This window comes from Pedobacter sp. MR22-3 (genome assembly GCF_026240075.1).
In the GTDB taxonomy this organism is placed as follows: Bacteria; Bacteroidota; Bacteroidia; order Sphingobacteriales; family Sphingobacteriaceae; genus Pedobacter.
Window position 1 is genome coordinate 96,403 of sequence record NZ_JAPIVF010000003.1, and the last position, 13,572, is coordinate 109,974.

A 13,572-nucleotide genomic window follows, 5' to 3' on the forward strand; every position below is an offset into this window, starting at 1 on the left:
GTTGAACTTAGCTGTATTTGGGTTGCTCAGGTGGTTAACTTCATAGCTATACCAATTTCATTTCGGCCAGTACGTTATTCATATTTCTCACTGCATCAGCACTTTTATTAAATGCAGTCTGTTCCTCATCGGTTAATTTGAAATCAATAATCTTTTCCCATCCATCACGGCCAATAATTACCGGAACACCCAGGCAAATATCCTGTTGACCATATTCGCCTTCTAAAGAAACGCAGCAGGTAAATAATTTTTTCTCATCGCGAACAATGGCTTCTACTAAAGCTGCACCGGCTGCACCTGGCGCATACCAGGCGGAAGTACCAATTAGTCCGGTTAGTGTTGCGCCGCCTACCATGGTATCTGCCGCTACTTTATCAAGCGTAGCCTGATCCAGTAAATGGCTTACCGGTAAACTTTGGTAAGTAGCCAGACGGGTTAAAGGAATCATCGTTGTATCGCCATGGCCACCAATTACAAAACCCTGCAAATCATTCGGATTGCAATTTAAAGCCTGAGATAAGTAAAATTTGAAACGGGAGCTGTCTAAAGTTCCACCCATGCCAATGATGCGGTTTTTGGGTAATCCTAAAGATTTTAAAGCCAAATAGGTCATGGTATCCATCGGATTACTGATCACGATTATAATGGCTTCCGGCGAAAATTCAAGGATGTTTTCGGCTACGCCTTTCACAATGCCGGCATTAATTCCGATGAGGTCTTCGCGGGTCATCCCAGGTTTACGTGGCAAACCTGATGTAATGACCACAACATCCGAGCCCGCGGTTTTACTGTAATCATTGGTTACTCCGCTGATTTTTGTATCAAAACCCAATAGCGTAGCCGTTTGCATCATGTCGATTGCTTTACCTTCGGCGAAACCCTCCTTAATATCCAGTAAAACAAGTTCGTTAGCCAACTCCCTCCGGGCAATATTATCTGCACAGGTAGCACCAACAGCGCCTGCACCTACAACCGTTACTTTCATATATCTATAATTTTAATGGTTTGCTTCACTAATATAAGTCGAAGGTAGAAATAAATATAAGGTTAAAAAATCCTTATTGGAAACTTTACATGGATAAACCGTTCCTGTTTTAATAAACCTATGGTGTTTGTTTTGTTATTTTTTTTATTTCTTCCAGCGTATAGGCTTTATAATTAAAGCCAAATCTTTTGGTATTCTCTTCAACAGTGGTGTCAAAACCTGCTTTTTTGCGTCTTTTGTTTACGTTTTTGGCATTTTTAATCGGGACTACATACCGAAAGAAATCCTTCTTGCCGGTTATTTTATTCAGAATTTTTACACCATATATCTGTGTGCCATAAAGTTGTTCTTTCCCTTCGTTACTTAACTTTCTATCTAACATCATTGCCGTGTATTTAAATGGTAACTCACCTGCTTTTCCAGCTTTTTCAATAAGTGGATAATATGTTGGAATAAGGTTAGGGCTATGTTGGATGACAAAAAAAGCGGCTGTATTAGTCGGTTCACCCACCATGCTTTTTCCGGGGTAACCGTATTTTGATATTATGGCTTCCATTTTGATTAAATTAACAGAATCTATTTCATTCATGACCTTCCATAGGTTTTCAGTCAGGATTTTCTTAGGGTATTTAAATATTGCTGCAAGTGTATCTTTTCTTATTTCCGTGGTTTCTGTATCACCAAATTCCCTGATCCCCTGATCAAGTTGCAGAATGGTATCCAGTTGCTTCTTCAATTCCAGATTAAATTGCTTCTGCGCAAACAGACCGGAGAAGGGCGCAGAAAGAAATAATATAGCTAAAATAGTTTTCATCATGGCAATGAAGTTTTTTTTCTTGAAATAAATTTTTACAAAAAGTAATGTTTTTTAACTGAAATTTCGTTTTATATCATGTTAAATGATGTAGTTGATCATCTTAGTCGTTTCAAAATGGAGTGGTTTGTTGATAATTTGCTGACAACATCCGCATTCAAATTTCCTATTTTTGAAAAACCGTTATGATTCCCGAACGGCTAATTCTTGACCATACCATATGTACTTAATTTTTGATACAGAAACCACAGGTTTGCCACGCAATTACAATGCGCCCATTACCGATACCGATAACTGGCCGCGTTGTATTCAGATTGCCTGGCAATTGCACGATGAAATGGGGAGGATGGTGGAACATCAGGATTACCTGGTTAAGCCAGAGGGTTTTAACATCCCTTATGATGCCGAGCGTATTCACGGAATTTCTACTGAACTGGCCGATGAACAAGGAATTACTTTAGCAGAAGTACTGGAAAAATTTAATGCCGTCCTTGCTAAATCAAAATTCATAGTCGGGCAGAATGTTGGTTTCGATATCAACATTATGGGCTGCGAATTTTACCGTTTTGGTATGGAAAACCGCATGGCCGAAATGCCCGTATTGGATACCTGTACAGAAGTAACTGCCGAATTATTGAAGTTACCAGGGGGAAGGGGGGGTAAATTTAAACTGCCAACCTTAACCGAGCTGCATTCCTATTTATTTGGCGTACCTTTTAATGAGGCACACAATGCCACAGCCGACGTGGAAGCAACAACACGTTGTTTCCTGGAACTGATCAAGAAAGAAGTTTTTAAAAAGGAAGAATTACTGGTTGATGCAGAATATTTTCCACGTTTCAGGGAAATAAATCCGGCGTCTATTCCAAGCTTTGGGATTCCGCATGTGAATTTAAAATCGGCTTCTGATGAAATTCGCAAGCGCCTGCAGAAAGCAGAGGGTGGTGGGGTATCCAGGCAGGAACTTGAACAGAATAAGCAGGAACTGGCTTTGGCGAATTTTGTACACCTGCACAATCACACCCAGTTTTCTGTTTTACAAAGTACCATCAGTATTCCGGCATTGATTAAGGCGGCAGCATCGTTGAAAATGCCTGCAGTAGCCATGACCGATCATGCCAATATGATGGGAGCCTTTCATTTTGTAAACCATGTTTTAAATCATAATAAAGCTGCCGAGGCCAAAAATGCTGCTGCTATAGAAGCCGGAGAAAGACCAACAGAAGTGGTGATGACACCAATTGTTGGCGTAGAGTTTTTCGTATGTAACAACCACTTAGACCGAACCACAAAAGACAATGGCTACCAAATGGTGCTGTTGGCTAAAAATAAAGCAGGATACCACAACCTGGCTAAAATGTCATCCATTGCTTATACCAAGGGATTTTATTATGTGCCCAGAATTGACAGGGAGGTAATTGAGCAATATAAAGATAATATCATTGTACTTTCCGGAAATCTGTCTGGCGAGATTTCAAATAAAATCTTAAACATGGGTGAAAACCAGGCAGAGGAAGCTTTGCTGTGGTGGAAAGCACGGTTTGGAAATGATTTTTATATTGAGGTGATGCGCCACAGTCAGGAAGATGAAGATCGGGTAAATGCATCTTTAATTTCACTGGCTAAAAAACATGATGTTAAGCTTGTAGCCACCAATAATACCTATTATATCAATAAAAAGGATGCGAATGCGCATGATATTTTATTGTGTGTAAAGGATGGTGAAAAGCAGGCTACACCAATTGGTCGTGGACGTGGTTACCGTTATGGCTTACCTAACCAGGAATACTATTTTAAATCGGGCGAGGAGATGAAAGCGCTTTTTGCCGATTTACCTGAAGCCATTTTGAACATACAGGAAATTGTTGATAAGATTGAAACTTACAAGCTTGCCCGGGAGGTATTACTGCCAAAATTTGATATCCCCGAACAATTTTTAGTCGCGGAAGATGAGGAAGACGGTGGAAAACGTGGTGAGAATAAGTTTTTAAGGCACCTTACCTATGAAGGCGCGAAAATCAGGTATGGAGAACTTACACCGCCAATTATTGAGCGTTTAGATTTTGAGCTGGCTACCATTGAGAAAACAGGTTATCCGGGTTACTTCCTGATTGTACAGGATTTTATTGCTGAAGCACGCCGAAGAGATGTGTCAGTTGGACCCGGGCGTGGTTCGGCAGCAGGCTCTGTAGTGGCTTATTGCTTATGGATTACGAATATCGATCCGATTAAATATGATCTGCTTTTTGAGCGTTTCCTGAATCCAGACCGGGTTTCCATGCCTGATATTGATATCGATTTTGATGACGAGGGGCGTGGTCGTGTAATGGAATATGTAATTAATAAATACGGTTCCAGCCAGGTTGCGCAAATCATCACTTATGGTACCATGGCGGCTAAGTCATCTATTCGTGATACGGCCAGGGTGTTAGATTTGCCACTGTTTGAGGCCGATAAAATTGCGAAGCTGATTCCGAATATGAAGCTCGCTAAAATCTTTAATCTCGACGAAAAGAGTTTAAAGGATGCTTTACGACCTGATGAATATGAACGTGTTCAGGAGTTGAAGGCAATGGGACTTTTAAAAGACCTAAGTGCCGAAACCATTCAACAGGCACAGGTTTTAGAAGGCTCATTGCGAAATACCGGGATTCACGCCTGCGGAGTAATCATCACGCCAAGCGATATCACCAATTTCGTTCCGGTAGCTACAGCAAAGGATTCTGATTTATATGTTACCCAGTTTGATAACTCCGTAGTAGAAAGTGCCGGTTTATTAAAAATGGACTTCTTGGGGTTAAAAACATTAACCCTGATTAAAGATACCGTTAAACTGGTGAAGAAAAGGCATGGCATCGATCTTAATCCGGATAATTTTCCGATTGATGATGTGATGACTTATGAACTTTTCCAGCGCGGTGAAACCATTGGTATTTTCCAGTACGAGAGTCCGGGTATGCAAAAGTACATGAAGGAACTGAAGCCGACCGTTTTCGACGATTTAATTGCCATGAACGCATTATACCGTCCTGGTCCAATGGAATATATTCCAAGTTTTGTTCGGCGTAAAAATGGAGAAGAAGAAATTCAATACGATTTAGATGCCTGTGAAGAATATTTAAAAGAAACCTACGGGATTACCGTATACCAGGAGCAGGTGATGCTTTTATCGCAAAAACTGGCTGGTTTTACCAAAGGTGAGGCCGACGTTTTGCGGAAGGCAATGGGTAAAAAGCAAAAGGATGTTCTGGATAAGATGAAACCTAAATTTGTAAAGCAGGCGGCAGAAAAGGGCCACAATGCGGCAACTTTAGAAAAAATCTGGAAAGATTGGGAAGCATTCGCCTCTTATGCCTTTAATAAATCGCACTCCACTTGTTATGCCTGGATTGCCTATCAAACGGCTTATTTAAAAGCCCATTACCCGGCAGAATATATGGCTGCGGTGCTTTCCAACAACATGAGCGATATTAAACAAGTGGCATTTTTTATGGAAGAATGTCGCCAGATGGGGGTAGTGGTATTAGGGCCTGATGTGAATGAGTCTGACCTTAAATTTTCCGTAAATGGCAGAGGTGAAGTGCGTTTTGGAATGTCGGCAGTGAAAGGTGTAGGAGAGAAGGCTGTGGAGAGTATTATCGAAGAAAGGGTTTCGAACGGGGCCTATGCATCCGTTTATGATTTTGCTAAACGGTCTAATACCCGCATCGTGAATAAAAAGGCTTACGAAAGTTTTGTGTATAGCGGTGCTTTTGATGCCTTTGGCGGGCACCGTGCGCAATACTTTTACATCGGACCTAATGATAAAATGAATGGCATTGAAAAAATTATCAAGTTTGCCAATGATTTCCAGAATAATGAAAATACCTCGCAGGGATCGTTATTTGGCGGATCAAAAGCAGATCTGATTCTGGAGCCTTCATTACCTGTTTCACCGGAATGGGCACTCATGGACCGGTTGAAATATGAAAAAGATGCCATCGGAATTTTCCTTTCAGGGCATCCTCTGGATAATTACAAACTGGAACTGGATAGATTCTGTACGCATGGTGTCAGGCAGTTGAGCATCATCAATAAGGTGAGAATGGGCGATACCAATGAAGAGATTTTGGCTGAATTTTCAAAGCTGCAAAACCGCGAACTTTGCGTGGGTGGATTAGTGGTGGCGGCTTCTCAGCGGATAACCAAAACCGGCAAACCCTTTGGCACATTTGTATTTGAAGATTATGAAGATGCCTGTGAAATGGCTTTGTTCGGCGAAGATTTTCTCAAATTTAAATCCTTTTTAACAGAAGGATATTTCCTTCAAATCAGAGGCAGGGTGGGTGAAAGATTTGGAAAGGCAGGCGACTGGGAGTTTAAAATCACAGCCATTAACCTGATGTCAGAATTAAGGGATAAGCTTACCAAAAGTTTAACCATACAAGTGCCGATTGAGCGGGTTAATGATGAACTGATGAAGGAAATTGAACTGATCTTAGCAGACAATAAGGCAAATTCTGATCAGCAGAACTGCCAGCTTAATTTCGCTGTTTTCGATAGTGAAAAACAGATTATGCTGGATCTATCATCCAAAAATTTAAAAATAAACCCTAACAATAAGTTTCTAGAACAATTACTGGGGCTTAATGTTGTTAATTACAAGCTTAACTAGCGGTTAGTGTTTAGCGCAAAGCATTTTCGATTACGAATACCGCACGCCAACCGCCCCACGCTTTACCAAAATAATGTCAAATTGACATTACAGAGTAGTTGGCATTGCAATTGAATACATATATTTGAACATAAAAAAAATAATTATGGCATTAGAAATCACAGATGCAAACTTTGAGGAGCTTGTATTAAAATCAGATAAACCCGTATTAGTAGATTTTTGGGCAGAATGGTGTGGCCCTTGTCGCATGGTTGGTCCTGTTGTAGAAGAAATCGCTAAAGAATACGATGGCAAGGCAATAGTTGGAAAAGTAAATGTTGATAACAACCCTCAAATTTCAATGCAGTTTGGTATCCGTAACATTCCGGCCTTATTATATTTCAAAAACGGTCAGATCGTAGATAAACAAGTTGGTGCAGTTCCAAAATCTGTATTAGCAGATAAACTGAACAAGCAACTGGCATAGGAAGGTTGAAGGTATACAGGTCTAATAATTTAGGTCTTGATCCTGGATACTAACTATTTTATCCGCGCTGCGTGTAACATATTTTAAAACCCGAAACCATTTTAAGGTATTCGGGTTTTTTATTGCGATATTTTTTTGTTTATTTAATAAAAATATAGAATCATGTCTGTCAATCTATTCAACAGCAAAACAGTAGGGATTATTATAGCAGGCTTCGCCTTAAACTGCCTAAATACGGCCTGTGCTTTCGCTCAAAATCCGGTGGAAACGGAGAAGCCTACAGCAGATTATAAGCCAGCTTTTACCGGACAAACCAGGATTGCCGGAATAAAAACAGAAACGCCTTTATCTGTTTCAATCATCAATGAAAAATTAGAAAATCCGTGGGGAATAGCCGTTCTTCCAAATGGTGGATTTTTAATCACCCAGAAACAGGGATCGATGGTTATCTTAGGGGCTGATGGAAAGCTGTTAAAGAAAATTGAAGGCTTGCCGAAGGTTGATGCCTCGGGTCAGGGTGGTTTACTGGATGTCACTTTAGATCCTGACTTTGCAAAAAACAGGATGGTTTACTGGGCTTTCGCCGAACCTCAGGCTAAAGGCTCTTTATTGGCCATTGCGAAGGGGAAATTGTCTGCAAGCGAAACAAAAATAGAAAATCAGAAAATTATTTATCGGGCTACACCTGCACATACCGGGAAACTTCAGTACGGTTCAAGAATCGTTTTTGATAAAGATGGAAATCTTTTTGTAAGTACCGGAGAACGATCAGATAAAGAAATCAGGGTTCAGGCGCAACAGTTAAATTCCTCACTCGGAAAAATTCTGCATTTAACACCTGAAGGTAAACCTGTGCCGAACGGGCCCTTTGCCGGTAAAGCGGGTGCCAAACCAGAGATTTACGCTTACGGACTTCGGAACCCTGACGGACTGGCAATTAATCCGCAAACCGGCGATTTATGGGAGGCTGAGTTTGGCCCTCGCGGTGGTGATGAAATTAATTTAATCAGGCCGGGTAAAAATTATGGCTGGCCGGTAATTACATATGGAATTGAATACAGTGGCAAAGCTGTAGGTGATGGTATTCAGCAAAAAGAAGGTATGGAACAACCAGTTTATTACTGGAATCCGGTAATTTCGCCGGGCTCGATTGCTTTTTATAACAGTGATAAAATTCCGGCATGGAAAGGTAATTTATTTGTTGGTGCATTGAGTGGCTCGCATATTATCCGTCTGGTAATTAAAGACAATAAAATTGTTGGAGAAGAAAGGCTGCTGGAAGGAAAAGGCGAGCGTTTCAGAGATTTAGTAGAAAAAGACGGTGCTTTATATGCCGTAACCGATAATGGAAAACTTTATAAAATAGCTGTAAAATAGCGAGTATATTAACATATTGGCTGGTGAAACACCAGCCAATATGTTAATATCTGTTTCGGGGTGTAACAAACGGGCCATCATTTCATAAAATCTTTTTATTAGCTTTACGATATGCAGGCCGTAAATGATGAACAAGAAACCAGTTTTGGAAACCTGGAATTGCTGGCGAGCCAGGTAGTAGAAGGTTTTATCACTGGATTACATAAAAGTCCGTTTCATGGTTTTTCTGTAGAATTTGCCGAACACCGTCAGTACAATAATGGCGATAATGTTAAAAACATTGATTGGAAATTATACGCCAAAACAGATAAGCTGTATAGCAAGCGTTTCGAAGAAGAAACCAATCTTCGCTGTCAGTTCGTAGTGGATGTTTCTTCATCCATGTATTTCCCTGAAGCCCAAAACAATAAGCTTACTTTTTCCATTCAGGCAGCTGCAGCACTCATGTACCTGCTCAAAAAGCAAAGAGATGCCTTTGGACTAAGCCTTTTTTCAGATGAAATCTTATTAAATACCCCTGCTAAATCAACAACGGTTCATCAGAAATTCTTGTTTACCAAGCTTGAAGAATTATTAAACACGCCAAAGGTGAATGCACAAACGAATTTAAGTGAATCGCTTCACCAGGTGGCAGACCTCATCCACAAACGGTCGCTGGTGGTTGTTTTTAGTGATTTATTCAACACCCAAAGCAGCCCTGAACAAACCGATCAGTTTTTTGATGCATTGCAGCACCTCAAATTCAATAAGCATGAAATTGTGGTTTTCAATGTAGTGGATCAGTCTAAAGAAGTCAACTTTGAATTTGAGAACCGCCCGCATCAGTTTATTGATATGGAAACAGGTGATACCATTAAAGTGCATACCAATCAGGTAAAGGATAATTATAAAGACGCCATAACAACATACAGACAGCAAATTGCCTTAAAGTGCGCGCAATACAAAATTGACCTGATAGATGCCGATATTAAAGCAGGTTTTTATCCTGTACTTCAGGCTTATCTCATCAAAAGGCAAAAAATAGGTTAGTTTTTTTTAACTCAACCAGATCAAAAATTACAAAACATTGTAAATCCATGCAAACAATAGCCTCATTTTTAAAGTATAAATAGTAATCATATTTAACAGAGGATAATAACCTCCACTTTAAGAATAACTATATGGCTAAAAATGTTGCAGAACAACTGGTAGAAATGCTTGTGGAGGCTGGCGTAAAAAGAGTTTATGCGGTTACAGGCGATAGCTTGAATTATTTTAATGATGCTGTACGCCGAAACGGAAAAATCAAATGGATTCATGTTCGCAATGAAGAAGTGGGTGCCTTCGCTGCCGCTGCTGAAGCGGAACTGGATGGATTGGCCTGCTGTGCGGGAAGCTGCGGACCCGGGCACGTTCACCTGATTAACGGTTTGTACGATGCACATAAATCTCATGTTCCGGTGATCGCCATCGCTTCTACCATTGATACCGGGCAGTTTGGTATGGATTATTTCCAGGAAACCAATACCACTAAATTATTTGACGATTGCAGTTCTTACAACCAGATTGCTACAACTGCTGCGCAGGTACCCAGAATGTTTCAGGCTGCTATTCAACATGCTGTTCATCAAAAAGGTGTAGCCGTATTTGGTTTACCAGGTGATGTTGCCCAAATGGACGCGGTAGAAGGTGAAACATCTATGCAGCTTTTTAAAAGCAGACCTGTCATCAGGCCCCAAGACAGCGATCTTCACTTACTGGCTAATTGTTTAAATGAAGGTAAAAAAATCACCATTTACTGTGGTATCGGCGCGGCTGAAGCGCATGATGAAGTTGTTGCACTGGCCGAAAAACTGAAGGCCCCGGTAGGTTTTTCCTTCCGTGGAAAAATGGGCATCCAATACAATAACCCTTACGAAATTGGCATGACCGGCTTACTTGGTCAGCCATCTGCATACCATAGCATGCATGAGTCGGATGTAGTGTTACTGCTTGGAACGGATTTCCCTTACCAGAATTTTATGCCTGAAAAAAATAAAATCATTCAGATAGATGAAAGTCCGGAGAGAATAGGCAGAAGGGCAAAACTGCACATGGGTTTGTGCGGTGATATCAAAGATTCAATAGCTGCTCTGCTGCCATTAATTTCCACTAAAACCGATGATAGTTTCTTAAAAGCACAACTGGAGTTTTACGGAAAAGTAAAAGAAAATCAACTAAGCTATGTGAAAGACCGCGGAGAGGAAAATAAAATTCAACCCGAATTTGTAGCAGATACCATCAACCGGTTAAGCGATCAGGATGCAATTTATACGGTAGATACCGGGATGTGCTGCGTTTGGGGCGCCAGGTTTATAGATGGCACAGGTCAAAGGAAAATGCTGGGATCTTTTAACCATGGTTCAATGGCCAATGCCATGCCCATGGCGATAGGGGCTGCACTTGCGCATCCTGAAAGACAAGTAATTGCACTTTGCGGAGATGGTGGTTTATCAATGCTGCTGGGTGATCTGGCCACCATTAAACAATATAATCTACCTATTAAAATTATCGTTTTTAATAATCGTGCCTTAGGCATGGTGAAGCTCGAAATGGAAGTTGATGGTTTGCCTGATAATGAAACGGACATGATTAATCCTGATTTTGCTTTGGTGGCACAGGCCATGGGTTTTAAAGGCATTACGATTAACCAGCCTGAAGAGGTAGAAGTTGCCATCGCCAATGCCTTTGCTGAAGATGGTCCCGTTTTATTGAATATCATGACCAACCCGAATGCTTTAGCAATGCCACCAAAAATAGAATGGGAGCAAGTAAAGGGAATGACCATTTCCATGACCAAATTAATGCTTGGCGGTAAAATGAGTGAGGTATTTGATACCATAAAATCTAATTACAAACATTTGGGCGAAGTATTATAGTCCGGAATAAAAAAATATAAAATGATACTCGAAAAAGGAAAAGTAGCACCAGATTTTGAATTGAATGCCACACCGGATCAGAAAATTAAGCTGAACGATTTCAAAGGTAAAAATGTGATCCTGGCTTTTTACCCTGCCGACTGGAGTCCGGTATGTGGCGACCAGATGGCCTTATATAATGAAATGCTGAAATATTTCAGTAAACATGATGCGCAGATGATCGGGATATCAGTAGATAGCACCTGGTGCCATAATGCTTTTCAGAAAGATAGAAAATTACATTTTCCGCTTCTGGCAGATTTTGAGCCTAAAGGGGAAGTTTCAAAAGCTTATGGCGTATATGATGATGAGGTAGGAGAGAGTAAGCGGGCACTTTTCGTGATTGATAAGGAAGGAAAAATTGCCTGGAGTTATTTATCACCAACAGCAGTGAACCCTGGTGCTGATGGCATACTGGATGCTTTGGAAAGTTTAGAACAAAAATAATATATCATGAGCACATTAAAACCAGCAATAGGAAGCAGCGATCATTCCGAAGGATCTGATTCAGCAGCAATTACCATCGTGGAATTTGGCGATTATCAATGTCCGCATTGTGCCCACGCTTATCCGATTATAAAAGAAATTCAGCAGGCTTTTGGTGATCAGATCCGGTTTGTGTTCAGGCACTTTCCGCTACAGGAATCTCATGCGTTTGCATTTCAGGCAGCTTTGGCTGCAGAAGCAGCAGCACTTCAGGGTAAATTCTGGGAAATGCACGATGCCATCTATGATAACCAGTACCGTTTAAATGATGAACTCTTTCAGGAACTTGCAGAGACCATTGGCTTAGACATTGAGCAATTTGATGAGGATATAAATACTGAAGCGGTAAAGCAAAAAGTGGAAGATGATTTTGAGAGCGGTGTGAGAAGCGGGGTAAATGGAACGCCATCATTTTATGTAAATGAAACTAAATTTGATGGCGGTCCTGAAGATTTATTTGAAATGTTGAAAGAGAATGCTGAATAAAAATAAAAAACCTCATGTATTTTGCAATACATGAGGTATCAGATAAGGGTAACCGGAAAACTAAAAAACTAATTATGAAGTTTTTAGAATTTAACAAAACGGAAATCGCTTCTGGTGTTTTGTTATATCAAAGGTGCACTTCATTTATGAAGTTTTAGTGAAGAAGTGATTTTACTATTTATAAATTCCCTCTTAACTCCTGTTCACGCTCTAATGACTCAAATAAAGCCTTAAAATTTCCTGCACCAAAGCTTTGTGCGCCCTTACGTTGAATAATTTCAAAAAATAAGGTAGGCCTGTCTTCAACAGGTTTGGTGAAGATCTGTAGTAAGTAACCTTCTTCATCACAGTCAACCAAAATCCCCAGGCTTTCCAATAAAGCAATTTCTTCATCTATTTTGCCCACCCGTTGTGGCATCATATCATAATAAGCTTCCGGTGGGGCACTTAAAAACTCCACGCCACGTGATTTTAATTCTTTAACAGTTTTTACAATATCTTTGGTGGCCACGGCAATATGCTGAACGCCTTCGCCTTCATAATACTCTAAATATTCTTCTATCTGCGATTTCTTTTTACCTTCCGCGGGCTCATTAATCGGGAATTTTGAAAAGCCATTTCCATTGCTCATTACCTTACTCATCAATGCAGAATATTCCGTGTTGATTTGTTTATCATCAAAGGAAAGGATATTTACAAATCCCATCACATCTTCGTACCATTGTACGGCCTCGTTCATCCTGTTCCAGCCCACGTTACCTACACAATGGTCAATATATAAAAGGCCGGCATCAGCAGGTTGATAATCGCTTTCCCAAACGCGGTAACCCGGCATAAAAGTACCTTTGTAATTTTTTCTTTCAATGAACATGTGGATGGTTTCGCCATAGGTATAAATCCCGCTCATTTTTACTTCACCTTGATCATCTGTTAATGTTTTAGGCTCCATATAAGGCTTAGCACCGCGTTTTGTCGTTTCTTCAAATGCACTGTAGGCATCATCTACCCAAAGGGCCAGTACTTTAACACCATCTCCGTGTTTTTTTACATGTTCAGAAATCGGATGATCTGATTTTAATGCAGTGGTTAAAATTAACCTGATTTTTCCCTGTTGTAAAACATAAGAGGCGCGGTCACGTATGCCTGTTTCCGGACCGGCATAAGCCAAACTCTGAAAGCCAAATGCGGTTTTGTAATAATGCGCGGCCTGTTTGGCGTTGCCTACATAAAATTCAATATAATCTGTTCCGTTAATAGGCAGAAAATCTGGTGCCTTAGCGATCTTTTCTGCAAATGTCTGTGTTTCCATTTTGATGTTGTTGTAATGTTTTTTAATATTATAATATTTCGAATATGTTGGATATCTCA

At 40.4% G+C, this 13,572-nt stretch carries 10 protein-coding genes; 7 read left to right on the forward strand and 3 right to left on the reverse strand.

What is annotated here, in order from left to right:
* Positions 1-46: 46 nt before the first annotated feature.
* Together mdh and OQ267_RS07370 are read right to left on the reverse strand one after the other, a co-directional pair.
* Entirely contained in the window at positions 47-985 is a 939-nt protein-coding gene (mdh, locus tag OQ267_RS07365; protein ID WP_265835407.1) for a malate dehydrogenase, read from the reverse strand.
* A 118-nt stretch (positions 986-1,103) separates the two neighbouring features.
* Entirely contained in the window at positions 1,104-1,802 is a 699-nt protein-coding gene (locus tag OQ267_RS07370; RefSeq protein ID WP_265835408.1) for a DUF6624 domain-containing protein, read from the reverse strand.
* A 217-nt stretch (positions 1,803-2,019) separates the two neighbouring features.
* Here OQ267_RS07370 and dnaE point away from each other — a divergent pair, with 217 nt between their 5' ends.
* From dnaE to OQ267_RS07405, 7 genes are all read left to right on the forward strand, one after another.
* Positions 2,020-6,453 carry a DNA polymerase III subunit alpha gene (gene dnaE / locus OQ267_RS07375; RefSeq protein WP_265835409.1) on the forward strand — a complete coding sequence of 1,478 codons (4,434 nt, stop codon included), beginning with the start codon at positions 2,020-2,022 and terminating at the stop codon, positions 6,451-6,453.
* Between the two features lie 145 nt (positions 6,454-6,598).
* The gene (gene trxA, locus OQ267_RS07380) at positions 6,599-6,919 is read left to right on the forward strand and encodes a thioredoxin (protein WP_088300922.1); all 321 of its coding nucleotides are present in this window, start codon (positions 6,599-6,601) and stop codon (positions 6,917-6,919) included.
* Between the two features lie 162 nt (positions 6,920-7,081).
* Positions 7,082-8,296, forward strand: a complete 1,215-nt coding sequence (locus OQ267_RS07385) for a PQQ-dependent sugar dehydrogenase (protein ID WP_088300921.1) — start codon at positions 7,082-7,084, stop codon at positions 8,294-8,296.
* A 111-nt stretch (positions 8,297-8,407) separates the two neighbouring features.
* Positions 8,408-9,325, forward strand: coding sequence for a DUF58 domain-containing protein (locus tag OQ267_RS07390; protein ID WP_265835410.1), 918 nt, complete (start codon positions 8,408-8,410; stop codon positions 9,323-9,325).
* A 131-nt stretch (positions 9,326-9,456) separates the two neighbouring features.
* On the forward strand, positions 9,457-11,193 hold the full coding sequence (locus OQ267_RS07395) for a thiamine pyrophosphate-dependent enzyme (protein ID WP_265835411.1): 1,737 nt from the start codon (positions 9,457-9,459) through the stop codon (positions 11,191-11,193).
* Between the two features lie 21 nt (positions 11,194-11,214).
* Positions 11,215-11,679, forward strand: a complete 465-nt coding sequence (locus tag OQ267_RS07400) for a redoxin domain-containing protein (protein WP_172406479.1) — start codon at positions 11,215-11,217, stop codon at positions 11,677-11,679.
* Between the two features lie 6 nt (positions 11,680-11,685).
* Complete coding sequence (locus OQ267_RS07405; protein ID WP_265817018.1) at positions 11,686-12,204, forward strand: DsbA family protein; 519 nt, start codon at positions 11,686-11,688, stop codon at positions 12,202-12,204.
* Positions 12,205-12,382: 178 nt separating this feature from the next.
* Here the strand turns inward: OQ267_RS07405 and hppD are convergent, their stop codons facing one another.
* Positions 12,383-13,513, reverse strand: coding sequence for a 4-hydroxyphenylpyruvate dioxygenase (gene hppD / locus OQ267_RS07410; protein ID WP_088301352.1), 1,131 nt, complete (start codon positions 13,511-13,513; stop codon positions 12,383-12,385).
* Between the last annotated feature and the right edge of the window lie 59 nt (positions 13,514-13,572).